The organism is Shinella sp. OV683, from assembly GCF_057787725.1.
On record NZ_CM173543.1, the window covers coordinates 957,132 to 974,042 of the forward strand.

The 16,911-nt window shown below is 60.7% G+C and carries 16 protein-coding genes; 9 read left to right on the forward strand and 7 right to left on the reverse strand.

Features of this window, described 5'->3' with window-relative positions; genetic code table 11:
• The first annotated feature begins 9 nt into the window (after nt 1-9).
• On the forward strand, nt 10-1,284 hold the full coding sequence (gene otnK / locus ACXHRN_RS04665) for a 3-oxo-tetronate kinase (RefSeq protein ID WP_488640174.1): 1,275 nt from the start codon (nt 10-12) through the stop codon (nt 1,282-1,284).
• Nucleotides 1,266-1,919, forward strand: coding sequence for a 3-oxo-tetronate 4-phosphate decarboxylase (otnC, locus tag ACXHRN_RS04670; RefSeq protein ID WP_488640175.1), 654 nt, complete (start codon nt 1,266-1,268; stop codon nt 1,917-1,919). The genes otnK and otnC overlap by 19 nt, the downstream gene beginning before the upstream one ends.
• 13 nt (nt 1,920-1,932) lie before the next feature.
• Here the strand turns inward: otnC and ACXHRN_RS04675 are convergent, their stop codons facing one another.
• Nucleotides 1,933-2,220 (reverse strand): hypothetical protein, encoded by a 288-nt coding sequence (locus tag ACXHRN_RS04675; RefSeq protein ID WP_488640176.1) that lies wholly within the window; start codon nt 2,218-2,220, stop codon nt 1,933-1,935.
• A 173-nt stretch (nt 2,221-2,393) separates the two neighbouring features.
• Here ACXHRN_RS04675 and ACXHRN_RS04680 point away from each other — a divergent pair, with 173 nt between their 5' ends.
• Both ACXHRN_RS04680 and ACXHRN_RS04685 read left to right on the forward strand, forming a co-directional pair.
• Nucleotides 2,394-4,703, forward strand: coding sequence for an NADP-dependent malic enzyme (locus ACXHRN_RS04680; protein ID WP_488640177.1), 2,310 nt, complete (start codon nt 2,394-2,396; stop codon nt 4,701-4,703).
• 54 nt (nt 4,704-4,757) lie between these two features.
• A complete protein-coding gene (locus ACXHRN_RS04685; RefSeq protein ID WP_488640178.1) occupies nt 4,758-6,191 on the forward strand; it encodes an MFS transporter in 1,434 nt (477 codons plus the stop codon).
• Nucleotides 6,192-6,206: 15 nt separating this feature from the next.
• Here the strand turns inward: ACXHRN_RS04685 and ACXHRN_RS04690 are convergent, their stop codons facing one another.
• The 4 genes from ACXHRN_RS04690 to ACXHRN_RS04705 all read right to left on the reverse strand — a co-directional run bounded on the left by ACXHRN_RS04690 (nt 6,207) and on the right by ACXHRN_RS04705 (nt 9,997).
• Nucleotides 6,207-6,998: a transglutaminase family protein gene (locus ACXHRN_RS04690; protein ID WP_488640179.1), complete on the reverse strand. Its 792-nt coding sequence runs from the start codon at nt 6,996-6,998 to the stop codon at nt 6,207-6,209.
• A 9-nt stretch (nt 6,999-7,007) separates the two neighbouring features.
• On the reverse strand, nt 7,008-7,949 hold the full coding sequence (locus ACXHRN_RS04695; protein WP_488640180.1) for an alpha-E domain-containing protein: 942 nt from the start codon (nt 7,947-7,949) through the stop codon (nt 7,008-7,010).
• Between the two features lie 2 nt (nt 7,950-7,951).
• Entirely contained in the window at nt 7,952-9,361 is a 1,410-nt protein-coding gene (locus ACXHRN_RS04700; protein ID WP_488640181.1) for a circularly permuted type 2 ATP-grasp protein, read from the reverse strand.
• 210 nt (nt 9,362-9,571) lie between these two features.
• The gene (locus ACXHRN_RS04705) at nt 9,572-9,997 is read right to left on the reverse strand and encodes a VOC family protein (RefSeq protein WP_488640182.1); all 426 of its coding nucleotides are present in this window, start codon (nt 9,995-9,997) and stop codon (nt 9,572-9,574) included.
• A 69-nt stretch (nt 9,998-10,066) separates the two neighbouring features.
• Here ACXHRN_RS04705 and ACXHRN_RS04710 point away from each other — a divergent pair, with 69 nt between their 5' ends.
• The 4 genes from ACXHRN_RS04710 (at nt 10,067) to ACXHRN_RS04725 (ending at nt 13,111) form a co-directional block, all read left to right on the forward strand.
• The gene (locus ACXHRN_RS04710; RefSeq protein WP_488640183.1) at nt 10,067-10,666 is read left to right on the forward strand and encodes a TetR/AcrR family transcriptional regulator; all 600 of its coding nucleotides are present in this window, start codon (nt 10,067-10,069) and stop codon (nt 10,664-10,666) included.
• A gap of 176 nt (nt 10,667-10,842) precedes the next feature.
• Complete coding sequence (locus ACXHRN_RS04715; RefSeq protein WP_488640184.1) at nt 10,843-11,421, forward strand: sigma-70 family RNA polymerase sigma factor; 579 nt, start codon at nt 10,843-10,845, stop codon at nt 11,419-11,421.
• A complete protein-coding gene (locus ACXHRN_RS04720; RefSeq protein ID WP_488640185.1) occupies nt 11,421-12,071 on the forward strand; it encodes a ChrR family anti-sigma-E factor in 651 nt (216 codons plus the stop codon). Before ACXHRN_RS04715 ends, ACXHRN_RS04720 begins: the two co-directional genes overlap by 1 nt.
• 122 nt (nt 12,072-12,193) lie before the next feature.
• Complete coding sequence (locus ACXHRN_RS04725) at nt 12,194-13,111, forward strand: DMT family transporter (RefSeq protein WP_488640186.1); 918 nt, start codon at nt 12,194-12,196, stop codon at nt 13,109-13,111.
• On the opposite strand, the gene ACXHRN_RS04730 is transcribed toward ACXHRN_RS04725, so the two are convergent.
• Nucleotides 13,108-13,881, reverse strand: coding sequence for an endonuclease/exonuclease/phosphatase family protein (locus ACXHRN_RS04730; protein ID WP_488640187.1), 774 nt, complete (start codon nt 13,879-13,881; stop codon nt 13,108-13,110). The two genes, ACXHRN_RS04725 and ACXHRN_RS04730, sit on opposite strands and share 4 nt — an antisense overlap.
• A 42-nt stretch (nt 13,882-13,923) precedes the next feature.
• Entirely contained in the window at nt 13,924-15,378 is a 1,455-nt protein-coding gene (cls, locus tag ACXHRN_RS04735; protein WP_488640188.1) for a cardiolipin synthase, read from the reverse strand.
• A gap of 201 nt (nt 15,379-15,579) precedes the next feature.
• Here cls and ACXHRN_RS04740 point away from each other — a divergent pair, with 201 nt between their 5' ends.
• Entirely contained in the window at nt 15,580-16,911 is a 1,332-nt protein-coding gene (locus ACXHRN_RS04740) for an Nramp family divalent metal transporter (RefSeq protein ID WP_488640189.1), read from the forward strand.

A 16,911-nucleotide genomic window follows, 5' to 3' on the forward strand; every position in this document is an offset into this window, starting at 1 on the left:
AAGAATGACATGAGTTTGCTTTTGGGCGCGGTCGCCGATGATTTGACGGGCGCCACGGATTTGGCGCTGACGCTGGCGCGCGGCGGCATGCGGGTGGTGCAGGTAGTGGGTGTGCCGGATGCCGCCCATCCGTTGCCCGATGCGGATGCGATCGTCGTGGCACTGAAATCGCGCACCAATCCGGCCGCAGAGGCTGTGGAACAGTCACTTGCCGCAGCCATCGCTCTGAGGGCGGCAGGCGCGCGGCAGATCCTGTTCAAATACTGCTCGACATTCGATTCAACGGATCAGGGCAATGTCGGCGTTGTTGCCGAGGCACTGCTGGAGCTGCTCGGCAGCAATTTCACCATTGCCTGCCCGGCATTTCCCGCCAATCAGCGCACGATCTACAAGGGCCATCTGTTCGTCGGCGATCTGCTGCTGAGCGACAGCCCGATGAAGGATCATCCGCTGACGCCAATGCGCGATGCAAACCTTGTTCGCGTGCTTGGCCGGCAGGTAAGGTCGAAGGTCGGGTTGGTGGCGCATGGAACGGTGTCGCGGGGCGGGGAGGCGATTTCAGAGGCTTTTGCCGCACTGACGAAGGACGGCCATCGTTTCGCCATCGTCGATACGATTTCCGATGACGATCTTATAGCGATCGGCAAGGCGATCAAGGATATGCCGCTGGTCACCGGCGGTTCGGGCATTGCGCTGGGCATCCCGGACAATTTCCGAGCTGCGGGTCTGCTATCATCGGACGGGGCCCAGACGATTATCAAGGCGGGGCCGGGGCGTCGGGCCGTGCTTGCCGGTTCGTGCTCGGCAATGACTCGCAGGCAGGTTGCGCATGCCAAGGTCGCTGGTTTGCCGAGCTGTCAACTCGATCCCATCGCGATTTCAGAGGGCAAGGTCACCGCTGGTGAGGTGGTCGCCTGGATCAAGGGTTTGCCTCGGGACGCTGTGCCGATGGTCTATTCGAGCGCCGACCCGGCCGAGGTGCTGCAAGCGCAGGAAAAATTGGGCCAGGAGGCTGCCGGCGCGGTGGTCGAACATCTGCTCGGCAAGGTCGCGCGCACATTGGTTGCCAATGGCTTCGACCAGCTGCTGGTGGCGGGCGGCGAGACATCGGGCGCGGTGGTCGAAGCGCTCGGCGTGCGGCAATTGCGGATCGGTCCGGAAATCGATCCCGGCGTGCCATGGACGGAAAGCGCTGACACCAAAAGGCCGATCGTGCTGGCGCTCAAGTCGGGCAATTTCGGCACCGAGGATTTTTTCACCAAGGCATGGCAGGTGCTGAAATGACAGGCGTGATTTCTGAGGAAACCAAAACCCGCGACGAGATCTGCCGGATCGGCAAGTCACTGTTCGATCGCGGCCTGACATTCGGCTCCTCGGGCAATATCAGCGCCCGGCTGTCGGATGGGCGGCTGCTGATGACGCCGACTAATGCCTCGCTCGGCGCACTTGAGCCGGAGCGGTTGTCCAGATTTTCGGCTGAGGGTGTGCATGAGACCGGCGACAAGCCCACCAAGGAAGCTTTCCTGCACACCTGCGTCTATTGCGAGAGGAAGAAGGCCGCAGCCGTGGTGCATCTGCACTCGACCCATGCCGTTGCGGTCAGCCTGCTTGATGAGGTCGACCCTCAGGACGTGCTGCCACCGCTGACGGCCTATTATGTAATGCGGGTCGGCCGGCTGCCGCTGGTGCCCTACTATCCACCGGGCGAGGAGACCTTGGCCGAGGCGGTGCGTGTGGAGATGGGCAACAGCCATGCGGTGCTGCTGGCCAATCATGGTCCCGTCGTTTCCGGCGCGACGTTGGCCGAAGCGCAATATGCAATGGAGGAATTGGAGGAGACGGCCAAGCTCTACCTCTTGACGCGGCCCTACAAAACCAGGCCGCTGACAGCGGAGCAGGCCGGCAAGCTCAGAAAATAGCTGCTACATCAGACTACCAACTGCGGCGCCCGACATCCTCGGCGACTGCGCGAAACCGCACGGGCTCACTTCTCTCCGATTTCTCGTTGGCCAGCATCAGGAAGCGGATGGGGAAACAGATCGCCTTGCGGTTGGCGCCCGAGAGATCGTCATGCTCGCCGCCGGCAGTGGCCGAAGCCTCGGCCAGCTTGAGCGCGTCATGCACTTCGGCATGGGTCAGCAAGCCTTTCTCCACCAGACGAGCGTTAACCGCCGATATCGCCAGATAGAGGCCTTCAAGTCCGAGGTTCGCTGTATTCATCTGATGCTCCTCTCATGAATGTCGCTCAATCGACATAGCATTTTCAGCGTGGCAACGAAAGTTGGAGTGTGCGACATGGAAAATGCAAATAGTATGACTTTTAAATTGGCCATTGAACTGGATTTGACATGAGAATCCGCTAAACGTCATTGGCTTCAATGAGGATTCGCATAATGGCTGATGACAAGGGCAAGGGCGGCGCTGTGCCCGCAAGTGGCGAACTGGATGAACAGGCGCTTTTCTTCCACCGCTATCCCCGACCGGGAAAGCTGGAAATCCAGGCAACCAAGCCGCTCGGCAACCAGCGCGACCTGGCGCTCGCCTATTCGCCCGGCGTGGCCGCTCCTTGCCTTGCCATCAAGGACGATCCGGAAATGGCTGCGCTCTACACATCTCGCGCCAATCTCGTCGCCGTCGTATCCAACGGCACCGCTGTTCTCGGCCTCGGCAATATCGGGCCGCTGGCCTCCAAGCCGGTCATGGAAGGCAAGGCCGTTCTGTTCAAGAAATTCGCCAATGTCGACGTCTTCGACATCGAAATCGATGCGCCCGGCATCGATGACATGGTCAAAGTGATCTCGGCGCTGGAACCGACCTTCGGCGGCATCAATCTCGAGGACATCAAGGCGCCGGAATGTTTCGAGGTCGAGCAGCAGCTGCGCGCCAAGATGAACATCCCCGTCTTCCACGACGATCAGCACGGCACGGCGATCATTGTCGCGGCAGCGATCCTCAACGGCCTCGATCTCGCCGGCAAGAAGATCTCCGACGTCAAGATCGTCGCGTCAGGTGCAGGGGCGGCCGCGCTGGCCTGCCTCAACCTTTTGGTCGAACTCGGCGCCAAGCGCGAAAACATCTGGGTGCATGATCTCGAGGGCCTCGTTTACAAGGGCCGCCCGGTGCTGATGGATCCGTGGAAAGACGTCTACGCGCAGGACAGCGACAATCGCGTCCTGGCAGACTCGATCGGCGGCGCTGACGTGTTTCTCGGCTTGTCTGCTGCCGGCGTGTTGAAGCCTGAACTGCTGGAAAAGATGGCGCAAAAGCCGCTGATCATGGCGCTTGCCAATCCCAATCCGGAAATCATGCCGGAAGCGGCGCGCGCCGTGCGCCCGGATGCGATGATCTGCACCGGCCGATCGGATTTCCCCAACCAGGTCAATAACGTCCTGTGCTTCCCCTATATCTTCCGCGGTGCGCTCGATTGCGGTGCCCGGACGATCAACGAAGCAATGAAGATGGCGGCGGTCAAGGCGATTGCGGCGCTGGCCCGCGAGGAAGTCAACGAAGTCGCGGCCAAGGCGATCGGCGGGGAGACGCCGATCTTTGGGCCGGACTATCTCATCCCGTCGCCGTTCGACCAGCGGCTGATCCTGCGTATCGCGCCTGCAGTCGCCAAGGCTGCTGCCGAGACAGGCGTCGCCGCTCGGCCGATCGTGGATTTCGAAGCCTATCTCGACCAGCTCAACCGCTTCGTGTTCCGCTCCGGCTTCATCATGAAGCCGATCTTTGCGGCCGCGAAGGCCGCCCAGAAGAAGCGGGTGATCTTCGCAGAGGGCGAAGATGAGCGCGTGCTGCGCGCCGCCCAGGTGCTGCTCGAAGAGCAGACTGCTGAGCCGATCCTGATCGGCCGTCCGTCAATCATCGAGGCACGCCTGCAGCGCTATGGCCTGCGCATCCGTCCGGGCGTCGATTTCGAGCTCGTCAACCCGCAGGACGATCCGCGCTACAAGGACTATGTCGACGAGTATTTCGCGCTGGTCGGCCGCAAGGGCGTGATCCCGGAAGCGGCACGCACCGTGGTGCGCACCAATACTACCGTCATCGGCGCCATCGCCGTGCGGCGGGGCGATGCCGATGCGCTGATCTGCGGTGTCGAAGGCCGCTATGCCAAGCATTTGCGCGATGTGTCGCAGATCATCGGCAAGCGCAAGGATGTGCTCGATCTCTATGGCCTCAGCCTGCTGATTTCGCAACGTGGCGCGACCTTCTTCACCGATACCTATGTGAAGATAATGCCGACGGCGGAAGAGATCGCCGAAATGACTGTCATGGCGGCGTCTGCCATCCGCCGCTTCGGCATCACGCCGCGAGCGGCGCTGGTGTCGCATTCCAACTTCGGCAGCCGCGATTCCGAAAGTGCCGCCAAGATGCGCAGGGCGATCAGCCTCGTGCGCGAGCTTGCGCCCGAGCTGGAAGCAGACGGCGAAATGCATGGCGATTCCGCCATCTCGGAATTGCTGCGCAAGCGCGTCATGCCGAGTTCGACATTGCATGGCGAGGCCAACCTGTTGGTCTTCCCGAACATCGATGCCGCCAATATTTCGCTCGGTCTCGTCAAGACGATGACGGATTCGCTGCATGTCGGACCGATCCTGCTCGGTGCGGCGCTGCCGGCGCATATCCTGTCGCCCTCGGTGACGTCGCGAGGCGTGGTCAACATGGCGGCGCTGGCCGTGGTGGAAGCGTCGTCTCCGAGCTAGCTGCTGGGCGCAGGATATTGCATTCTCGGTAATTGCAGCAGCTTGGGGAGTTTCATGGACAGTTCCGTGCCGCCAACGGCGAAATCCGACGCTGAGCCGGCTGATGGAAATGCCCCGGCAGCAACCCGCTGGGTGCTGCCGGTGACCATCCTGGGATCGAGCCTGGGCTTCATCGACGGTTCGGTCGTCAATGTGGCGCTGCCGGCGATGCAGTCTTCGCTGAATGCGCCGATCTCCACCATGCAATGGGTGGTCAACGGCTACATGCTGATGCTGGCGAGCTTCATCCTGCTTGGCGGATCATTGGGCGATCGCTATGGCCGCCGCAACATCTTCATTCTCGGCGTCATCATCTTCGCGCTTGCCTCGGTCGGCTGCGGCATCGCGTCCTCTGCAGGCATGCTCGTTGCTGGACGGCTGGCGCAGGGTATCGGCGCCGCGCTGCTGGTGCCCACCAGCCTCGCCATCATCGGCACGTCCTATAGCGAGGAAACGCGCGGCAAGGCGATTGGCACCTGGGCGGCTGCCGCCGGCATCATGACGGCGATCGGACCGCCACTTGGCGGCTGGCTGGTGGATGTGACGGGCTGGCGGTCGATCTTCTTCATCAATCCGCCGATCGCCATTGTCACGCTGCTTCTCGCGCTTAAGCTTCCTGCTGACCGCAAACGCAAGGCACAGCCGCTAGATTGGGCGGGGTCGGCACTTGCCGTGATCTTTCTCGCGCTGCTGAGCTACGGCCTCGTGGCGTTGGGGGAGGGCATCCGCACTGTTGGCACCACAGCGCTTCTTCTGTCCATTCCAGCCGCTATCCTGTTCATCATCGTCGAAGCGAGATCGAGCGCACCGATGCTGCCGCTCAAGCTGTTTCGCGACAGGAATTTCTCTGGCGCCAACGCAATCACCGTCGTGCTTTATGCCGGGCTGAGCGCCTCGTTATTCATCCTGCCATTCATGCTGGTCAAGGTGCATGGCTACAGTGCCTCGGCCACCGGTGCGGCGCTGCTGCCGTTTGCGGTGATTATCGGGCTCGGGTCGCGATGGACGGGGGAATTGTCGGATCGCTTCGGCACGCGCCTGCCGCTGATCGCCGGACCGACGATCGCGGCGCTCGGCTTTGCTCTGCTGGCCCTTCTCGGCGACGATGCCGGCTACTGGACCGGCCCGTTTCCGGGCTTGATCCTCGGCGGCGCCGGCATGGCAATCACCATACCGCCGCTGACGAGTGTGGTGTTCGCTTCGGTTCCCGATGAGCAGAGCGGCACGGCCTCCGGCATCAACAATGTTGCTGCACGTGGTGGAGGCCTGCTGGCGGTCGCGGCGATCGGGCTCGCCTTTGGCGGCGCGGATCTGGGAAGGATCGAGCCGGCTGCTGTCGCTTCAGGTTTCCAGCTGGTGATGATCAGCGCTTCGGTTTTGGCGCTGCTGAGCGCGATCTTTGCCGCCGCAACGATCAAGGGCGTGAAGGCAAAGCCGAAAGGGAAATAGCTCTCGAGAAAGCGTCTATTGCTCGACGCTAACGCTGACGATGATCATTTCGGGGGTGGTGCCGATGCGCATGCCGGAGACGGGCGCCGTGTCGGTGTAGTCGAGACCCGAGGCGACGCGGACATAGCGTTCGTCGGGGCAGACGCAATTGGCCACGTCAAATCCAACCCAGCCCAGTCCGTTGACGTGCGCTTCAGCCCAGGCGTGGCTGGCGGCACCGGATTCGTTGCCGTCTAGCATGTAGCCGGAGATGTAGCGGGCCGGAAGGCCCATCGCGCGAGCAGCGGATATGAAGATCTGCGAATGATCCTGGCAAACGCCTGCGCCGCCTTCGAGCGCTTCCTCGGCCGTTGTCTCCGAGGTGGTGACGCCTTCCTTGTATTCGACGGCGTCGCTGATGGCGGCCATCAGTGCATGCATTTTGGCGAGTTCGCCATCGCCCTCAATGGATTTGGCGAGTTCGCGGATCAGTTTGCCAGCCTTGGTCAGATGCGTCTCGCGACGAAACAGCCATAGCGGTACATAGCCGATATGCGGGCCGAAAACGCCGTTGCGCTCCTCGGTTTCCACCTCGCCGGAGGCCATGATACGGATCGTGTGTTCGCCGCCGGTGACGCTGACGAGTTCGACACGATTGCCGAAATGGTCGTCATAGGCAGCCTCATGGCCGGCGCCGCTGACCAGCGATTGCCACTGGATGACATGCTGGCCGGGGCAATCCTTGGGCGTCAGGCGGAGCCGCTGGAGAGCGAATTCCACCGGCTCCTCGTAGCTGTATTCCGTCATATGGCTGATCTTCAGGCGCATGATGTCAACTCATTTATAAAACCGGTAACCGTCGGTAATTTCGCTGGCGAGCTTGTCGTTGGAGAGGATGAAATCCTCCAGATACTCGTGCAAACCTTGCTGCATCACGGCATCGATCGAGCCGGTGAGCAACATGTTGCGGGTGCGGGCGGCGGTTTCGTGGGCAATGATCTGGCCGCCATAGTCGCGTGCCAGATGCGCCAGATTGCTGTTGATCGCCTCGTAGCAAAAGCTCAGCGATCGCGGCATCCGCCGGTTGAGGATCAGGAAGTGGGCGATATTGGCGGGTTTGTATTCGGCGTCATAGACCCAGAGATAGGATCGCTGTGCCGACACCGAGCGCAGGATCGATTGCCAGTGGAAGGTGTCGATCGACGAGCCGACATGCAGCAGCGATGGCAGCAGGACGTAATATTTCACATCGAGAATACGGGCCGTATTGTCGGCCCGTTCGATGAATGAGCCGAGCATTGAGAAATTGTAGAGCTCGTCGCGCAATTGTGTGCCGGAAAAAGCGCCGCGCATTAGTGCGATCCGGCGCTTGATGGCGTCGATCGTGTCCGGCAGCATGGTCTGGGTAATGCGTTTGGACAGCAGGTTCTTGATCTGCAGCCAGCTTTCGTTGATGGTTTCCCAGCTTTCACGGGTAAGCGCCGTGCGCACCATGCGGGCATTGTTGCGGCCGAATTCGATGCAATTGAGCACCGAGGACGGGTTGGATTTGTCCCTGAGCAGGAAATCGATCGCGTCCAGGCCGGTCACAGGACCTGTTTTTTCTACATAGAGTTCGTGGACGCCGGCGCTCTGCAGCACCCCGTCCCAGTCCTCGTCGCTGGCGACGGATCGCGTCAGCGACATGCGGAAGCCTGCATCGATCAGGCGGGCGATATTTTCGGCGCGCTCGAAATAGCGCGACATCCAGAATAGTCCGTTTGCTGTTCTTCCGAGCATGATCAGTCCTCCAGCACCCAGGTGTCTTTCGTTCCGCCGCCCTGGCTGGAATTGACAACCAGGGAGCCCTCCTTCAGTGCAACGCGGGTCAGCCCGCCAGGAATGATGTGCACCTTGTCGGAGACGAGGACATAGGGCCTGAGGTCGACATGCCGGGGCGCGATGCCCTTCTTGACCATGATCGGCACGGTGGAAAGCGCCAGCGTCGGCTGGGCAATGTAATTGCCCGGCTTAGCCTTCAGCTTCTCGGAGAACTCGGTGATCTCTTTCTTGGAAGCGGTGGGGCCGACCAGCATGCCGTAACCACCGGAGCCATGCACTTCCTTGACGACGAGATCGGGAAGGTTCGACAGCACATATTTGAAGCTGTCGGGCTCCGAGCAGCGCCAGGTCGGCACATTTTCGAGCAACGGCTTGCGGCCGGTATAGAACTCGACGATTTCGGGCATGTAGGAATAGATGGCCTTGTCGTCCGAGATGCCGGTGCCGGGTGCATTGGCAATGGTGATGTTGCCGGCACGGTAGACATCCATGATGCCAGCCACCCCGAGCGTCGAATCCGCACGGAAGGTGAGAGGATCGAGAAAGTCGTCGTCGACGCGACGATAGAGCACGTCGATCGGCTCGTAGCCGAGCGTGGTGCGCATGCAGACCTTGCCGTTGATGACGCGAAGATCGGAGCCCTCGACGAGTTCGGCACCCATCTGGTCGGCGAGGAAAGCGTGTTCGTAGTAGGCTGAGTTGAATATACCCGGCGTCATCACCGCCACGCGCGGCTTGCCCTTGCAGCCGGGAGGGGCGAGATAATCAAGGCTCTGGCGGAGCCGCGTCGGATAGTTCTCGACCGGCCGGACGCGTACGCGATAGAAGAGTTCCGGAAACATCTGCATCATCGTTTCGCGGTCTTCCAGCATGTAGGAGACCCCGGACGGCGTGCGGGCATTGTCTTCAAGTACGTAGAACTGGTCTTCGCCGGTGCGGACGATGTCGGTGCCGATGATGTGGGTGTAGACGCCGCCCGGCGGCTTCATGCCGATCATCTGCGGCAGGAAGGCGGAATTCTTCTCGATCAGTGCCCGCGGGATGCGGCCGGCGCGGATGATCTCCTGCTTGTGATAGATGTCTTCGAGGAAGGCGTTGAGCGCCAGCACGCGCTGTTCGATGCCCTGAGCGAGCTTGCGCCATTCGCCGCCGGAGATGATGCGGGGGATGAGGTCGAAGGGGATGATCTTTTCGGCGGCGTCTTCGTGGCCGTAAACTGCGAAGGTGATGCCCGTCTTTCGGAAAATATCCTCCGCGTCCCGGGCCTTCGCTGTAAGATAAGCGTGGTCCTGCTCGTTAAACCACTCGAAGTATTTCTTGTACGGGCCGCGCGGACTCCCATCCGCGTCAATCATCTCGTCAAACGCCAAATCTGAATTCCCCATTCTTATGCAGTCATTTGAAACCAATGTCTTTCGCAATGCAAGAACCATGCTGGATTTGATGCGAGGAATTTTTTCCAGCGATTTTGGGGTGGCAGCATGAGCGGAAGGGTGTCTGGCGCTCGCCATCCACCCCAAGCGATTTGCGCGCGCCTAAGTAATGAGCATCCAGCAGGCGCGCGCTTGAGGACTCTGCCGCTATTGGGGCGGTGTCCCGTCGGAAAACTGCGCGGCGAATTCTGGTGACAGGGGGATAGGCTTGATGACGTCGATCATCACGCCGTTCGGATCAGATGTGATGAAGTGTCTCTGTCCGAAGGGTTCGTCACGCAGGCTATGGAGGATCGGCAGGCCCGCGGCCTGTACCTTTGCGTAAATCGCATCGGGATCTTCGACTTCGAAATTCAGGATGATGCCGCTAGCCGCCTTTCGCCCTTGCGGCGGAACGGTGTGGTGGTCGAGGCTGACGAAAGCCAGGTTGACGGTCTCGTCTTCGCGGGATTGCAGATGCACATACCAGTTGCTGGCGAAGAGGGACTTGAAGCCGAAATTCTCCTCATAGAACCGGGCCGAGGCGACGACGTCGGCAACGAGCAGGACGGGATAGTAGCTGGTCGTTTTCATGCTTTCCTCCTTCATATAAAAGACATACAGTCTGTATGTGGTTATCACAATAACAAACAGGCTGTATGTATGCAAGAGAAGACAAGACGCAGCAATGTGGATCGGAGCCAGCAGACGCGCGACGCGCTCATTAAGGCGGGCAGGGAGTTGTTCGTGAAGGCTGGCTATGCCGCGACCGGTACGCCGGAGATCGTCGCTGCGGCAGCGGTGACAAGAGGGGCACTCTATCACCATTTTGCAGACAAGGCTGATTTGTTCGAGGCCGTGATCCGTCGGGAGGAAAAAGCGGTGGCGGATGAAATTATCAGCCGAACCGCCGACATAGAGGATCCGCTTCTGGCGCTCGAAATCGGCACGGACGCCTATCTGGACGCAATGGCCGAGCCGGGGCGGACGCGCCTGCTGTTGATCGAAGGTCCTGTCATTCTGGGACGTAAAGCCATGGATGACATCGATCGCGAAAGTTCAGCGGCGACTCTGGTCGAGGGGCTTGCCGCCGCAATCGGCCGGCCGGCCGACATCAGGATCCGCGCGCAGGCGGACTTGCTGGCAGCCGCATTCGATCGAGCCGCGTTGGAGATTAGTGGGGGAGGGCTGGTGGATATCTACCGGTCGGTATTGCGGACCATGCTCTCCGACGCGATCAGGAACGCAAGAGTCGAGCAATAGACGCAATGTGGCGGGATTGCGGGATGGAAATCTCTCTATCACTGTTTTATGAAATGACCGGCGCAAGGCGTGTCACTCTGATCCAGTGACCGCCGCTGAGCGTAACATGAGGCATGAATGGCGACAGGCACACATCTCCGGGATTGTCCGGCCGGCGGCTCTTCAAGGCGTCGCATATGGCCGTAGCGGGCGACAGGGAAAATCTGTCTCCGCCGGAGGAGTTGCAACTGCTTCTCAGGCAAGTGGCCGAAAGCCGCGACAAGCAGGCTTTCGCTACCCTGTTCCGTTTTTATGGACCACGTTTGAAGTCGTTTCTCGTCAAGCAAGGGTTTTCGGATATCGAATGCGAAGACCTGGTTCAGGAAACCATGCTCAACCTCTGGCGCAAAGCCGAGAGTTTTGATCCAGCCAAGGCCGGCGTTTCCACCTGGATTTTTACGATCGCCCGCAATTGTGGCATAGACCGCCGTCGCAGGACTGCGAGGATCGCCCCCCAACCAGCCGAAGAGGCCACGGAAGAGCCCGATCCGGATCCATTGGCGGAAGAAGTGCTGATCGTGCGCCAGAATGAGGCCGCGATCCGGGTCGCCCTCGGGAAATTGCCGGTCGAGCAGGCGGCCGTGATCCGCATGTCGTTTTACGGAGACAATCCGCAGGCCGAGATCGCCCGTTCGCTCGGCATTCCGCTGGGAACGGTGAAGTCGCGCGTGCGGCTTGCCTTGCAGCGGCTTAGACAGATCATGGAAGAACATTGATGACGACCACGCACAATGCCAGCGATGAGTTGTTGCTCGCCTATGCGGCGGGACGGCTGAGTGCTGCCCCGGCATTGGTGGTGGCCAGCCATCTGGCAATGTCGAACGGCAGCAGCGAACGCTTGGCGGTTTATGAGAGTCTTGGTGGAGCGCTGCTTGATGAGCAGCCCATGGCTCCGCTTGCGCCTGATCTGTTTGAGCGGACGCTCGCGCGTCTCGACGATCCTGACAAGGAAGAACTTTCCCACGCGCAGGATCACAGCCGGCTTGATATGGGCATCGACCTTCCGGCTCCGCTCGCCCACCGCATGATCGGCAAATGGCGGATGATTGCGCCAGGCATGCGCTATGCCCGCGTGGAGGTGCCGGAGGATCCCAACTTCAATGTGGTCCTGCTGCGCGTCGGTGCCGGCAAGGCGCTGCCGATGCATGGACACACAGGCACGGAACTCACCCTGATCCTCAAGGGAGCCTATCGCGACGGCGGGGGGCGCTACGGTCCCGGCGACCTCGACGAGGAAGGCGAGGACACCGAACATCAGCCGATTGTGGAGGCCGATGGCGAATGCATCTGCATTGCCGCGATCGATGGCATGATGAAGCCGCATGGCTGGCTGGCGCGGATGCTGCAGCCGCTGTTCGGGTTTTGAGTATTCCAGTTTATTAGCAAATCCGACCTGATCTGGCGCGTGGCCTGCTTGTCCCGGCGCAATCATTGGGCTATCGCGCTGTCTGCGAACAAATCCTGCCGAATTTCCCCCGGAGTCTTATTGTGAAACTTGAGCGCATTGCGCCGGCCCTTTTTGTTCTCCTGTGGTCTTCGGGCTGGATCGCGCCCGTCTATGGCAGCCGGCATGCGACGGCGGAAGTGTTCCTGTCTGTCCGCTTTGCGCTTGCCGCGTTGGCTTTTGCCGCCTTCAGCGTCCTGGCTGGCGCGCGCTGGCCGCGCAGCCCGATCTTCATGTTTCACGGTTTCATGTCCGGCCTATTACTGCATGGCATCTATCTGGGCGGCGTGTGGTGGGCGATCTTCAATGGTGTGCCGGCCTCGGTTTCCGGCGTCATCGCGGCCCTGCAGCCGCTGTTGACCGCAGCGCTGGCGCCCATGCTCATCGGCGAGCGGTTGAGCGCCACCCAGGTCATGGGTCTTGTCCTCGGTTTTGCCGGCATCCTCACCGCTCTGGTCCCGAGCTTTCAGGGCATGGAGGCTGGCTCCGTTGCCACCCAGGCGTGGCCGATCGCCATCAACGTCATGGCCATGTTCGGCGCGGTGTTCGGCACGCTCTACCAGAAGCGCTTCATCATCGGCGGTGACATGCGCACGACGGCGGTGCTTCAGTATATCGGCGCATTCTCCGTGGTGTTCGTTCTGGCGCTCTTCGTCGAGGCGCCGCGCTTCGACCATTCGAGTGCCGAGCTGTGGCTGACGATGGCATGGTCGGTGTTTGCGCTGTCGATGGGTGCCGTGGCGCTATTGCTTTACATGATCCGCAGAGGGCAGGTGTCGCGCGCCGCCTCGCTGATCTATCTCATGCCGCCCACGGTGGCGATCGAGTCCTGGCTGTTTCTCGGTGAACCCCTGGGGCCATGGATGATCGCCGGCACGGTCATCGTCGTGTTCGGCGTCTGGCTGGCCGGACGCAAGCCGCAGCCCGAGATGGCTCTCGCCGAGGCGACGTCGAACTCCTAAGCGGTTTGCGGCAGAAGCATCGTCTTGATCGGCAGATGATCCGAGGCCATGCGGGCAAGCGGTGAATCATGCGCGCTGACCGCATCGATCAGCCCTTCTCGATTGGGGATGATGCGGTCGAGCGCCAGGAAGGGTAGGCGTGAGGGGAAACTCGCGACCGGGGCCTGCCACCCGAAATGGGTGCGCAGCATGTTCAGCGAGGATTTGGCGCCAACCCGCCATTCATTGAGGTCGCCCAGCAACAATGTCGGCCGCGCTTTGCGCTGCCGCATCACCTCGATGATCGCGCGCGCCTGTTGCTCTCGCGAGCGCTTCAACAAGCCGAAATGCGCGGCGATGATGCGCAGGCCCACACCTTCGGCGATATCGATGTCGGCCAGCAGGGCGCCGCGCGGCTCAAGCCCCGGCAAGTGAAATTCATGCACCGCGCTGACCATGTCCTTGCGCACCAGCACGATATTGCCGTGCCAGCCATGGGCGGCGGAAACGCGGGAAAGCTGCACCGGTACCAAGCCGCAATCATGGTCCAACCGCTGCAGGTTCAGCAGGCCCTTGCGCTCGCCGAAGCGCGTATCGACCTCCTGCAGCGCGATGATATCCGGACCGATTTCCTTGATGACCTGGACAATACGGTCGGGATCGCGTTTGCCATCGGTGCCGACGCATTTGTGGATGTTGTAGGAGGCGACGATAAGCTGCCCCTGCTGCCGCTCTGTGACGGGAGCGGCGCTTGGCCTTGCGCGCAGGTTGCGGATGGCTGAAAGGATCATATTGTCTCGTTTCTTCTCATCTTTAACGTATCGCCGCCCGGTTCACAAATAGGGCGAACCGAGCCAGACCACCTTTTCCAGGATTCTGATATAGAAAGGCCGGTTGCGCCAGTTTTCCAGCGTCACCTGTTCGGCATTGCTCATCGCCACACCGATGCGCCTCTCGATCTCGGCCGCAAAATCCCAATCCAGTATTTCGAGATCGACCTCGAAATTCAAACGCAGCGAGCGTGGATCGAGATTGCTGGTGCCGACATAGGACCAGGCGCCGTCGATGGTCATCAGCTTGGAATGGTTGAACGCGCCGCCGACGCGCCAGATGCGGCAACCGTATTTGAGCATCTGATCGAACTGCGCAGTCATGGCGCGATCGACGAGGCGCAGATTGTTGTTCTTCGGCACAAGGATATCGATCTCGACGCCGCGCCGCGCCGCCGTCACCATGGCACTGATCAACTCGCGATCGGGCAGGAAATAGGGCGACATAACACGCACATTGCTTTGCGCGATCGACAGCGCGCCCATCAGCATCTTGTGATTGGTCTCGAGACCCGCATCCGGCCCGGAGGAGACAACGCGGATGTAGCGAGGCGTGGCTGGCTCATCGGGATAGATATCATCCGGGGACGGGAAATCCGGCTTTTCGCGTGAGGCGAAATGCCAATCCTCGATGGCGACGGTCTGCAGGTCGCGGACAACGGGACCGGTGAGCTTGAAGTGGGTGTCATGGCTCGCCTCCTCGCCGGCAAATTCCGCGGTGAATGCCTCGCGGATGTTCATGCCACCGGTGAAAGCGATTGCCCCATCAACGACGATGATCTTGCGGTGGGTGCGGAGGTTTGCATAGGGCAGTCGCAGCCCCTTGATGACATTGCCGTTGAAGGCATCGACCGGCACGCCGGCCTCACCGAAATAGCCGACGATGCTCGGCGTCGAATAGCGTGCGCCGACAGCGTCGATCAGCACCCGCACCTCGACGCCACGCCGATGCGCCGCGATCAGCTTGTCGGCGATGCGCAAACCGATCTGGTCGTGGTCGAAGATGTAGCTCTCGACGATGATGCTTTTCTGGGCGCCGTCGATCGCCTCGCACATTTCAGCATAGGTTTCGTCGCCGGTTTCGAGCAGGTCGATCGAATTGCCGGTGGTCATGAAGAAGCGGGTGATGCTATCGCCCAGCCGGTTGAGCGCCATGTAGTGCCGCCCATAAAGCTCGGCGATGTCGTCGCGGCCCAGCACATGGGAATCGGCAGGCGAGAGCAGGCCGCGCCGCGCGCCGCGCTTTGTCGCGAGGGCCTCATGACGAATACGATTGATGCCGGCAATCATATAGATGAAGGCGCCCAGGATAGGCGAGAGCAGGATGACGCCGACCCAACCTGTGGCGGCACGCACGTCTTCCTTGGTCATCGCCGCATGGATGGTGGCCACGGTGCCGGTGACCACTGATATCGCTGCCAGGATGTGCGGCCAGTAATGTGTCAGGAAATCAATCATTTCGCTCTCATCGGCAGTACAAGCGCAGATAGAGCAGAGATATGGAAGGGCATTGCCCGGTTTGGCAAGAGGCCGATCGAGGATTTCTTGCGCAGCAACTTTTTCGACAAAATCACATCCGGCCCTTGTCAATTGCCGTTCTTTGTCTAAATTGAGAATAATTCTCAATAGCAGAAAGTTGACTGTGGCATGGATGCAAATGTGAATTGGCGCAAGGGGGGATGGCGAGGTGATCGGGGTGAAGCACCGCTTTCGGAAGTCCACCGCTCCATTGTCGTCGACAAGAATGCATCCAAGTTCCGCAAGATGGCGGCGTTTATCGGCCCCGGTTATATGGTGGCCGTGGGCTACATGGACCCCGGCAACTGGGCGACGTCGCTCGCCGGCGGCTCGAAGTTCGGCTACACCCTTCTGACCGTCGCACTAATCTCCAACATCATCGCCATCATCCTGCAATCGCTGACCGCCCGGCTGGCAATCGCCTCAGGTCGTGATCTCGCGCAGGCCTGCCGCGACGCGTTTCCCAAGCCTGTTGCCTGGATGCTTTGGGCCATGGCCGAACTGGCGATCATCGCCACCGACATTGCCGAAGTCATCGGCACGGCGATCGGCCTCAACCTGATTTTCGGCATTCCACTGGAAATCGGCGTCATCATCACCGCGCTCGATGTGTTTCTGATCCTCTATCTGCAGAAGCTTGGCTTTCGCTGGATCGAGGCCTTCGTCATCGGGTTGCTTGGCGTCATCGCCGTCTGCTTCAGTGTGCAGATCTTCATGGCCGATCCGGTCTGGGGCGATGTGATCCGCGGCTTTGCGCCGACCGTCGAAATCCTCAAGAATCCGGAAATGCTTTATCTGGCGCTCGGCATCCTCGGCGCGACGGTCATGCCGCATAATCTCTACCTGCATTCCGGCATCGTGCTGACCCGCGATTTCGGCGATACGATCGCGGAGAAGAAGCAGGCATTGACCTTTGCGACGATCGACTCGACCGTGGCGCTGATGTTTGCGCTGCTGATCAATGCCTCGATCCTGATCCTGGCCGCGGCGGCGTTTCATACGACGGGGCGCACCGAGGTGGCCGAACTCGGCGAGGCGCAATCGCTGCTCGCGCCTCTGCTGGGCTTTGCGGTGGCGCCGACCCTGTTCGGCATCGCGCTTCTCGCCTGCGGCATCAACTCGACCGTGACGGCGACGCTGGCCGGCCAGATTGTTATGGAAGGCTTCCTGCAGTTCCGCATTCCGCCCTGGGCGCGGCGGCTGGTCACCCGCGCCATCGCCATCGTGCCTGCTTCCATCGTCACCATCTGGTACGGCGAAAGCGGTACCGGCAAACTGTTGATCCTGTCGCAGGTGGTGCTGTCGCTGCAGCTTTCCTTCGCAGTCTTTCCGCTCGTGATGTTTACCGCCAGCAAGGCCAAGATGGGCGAACTCGTCTCGCCACGCTGGCTATCAGTGGTCGCCTATTTCATCGCGGTGTTCATCGCGGCGCTGAATGTCAAGCTGCTCTACGACATCGCGATGGGTGGCTAG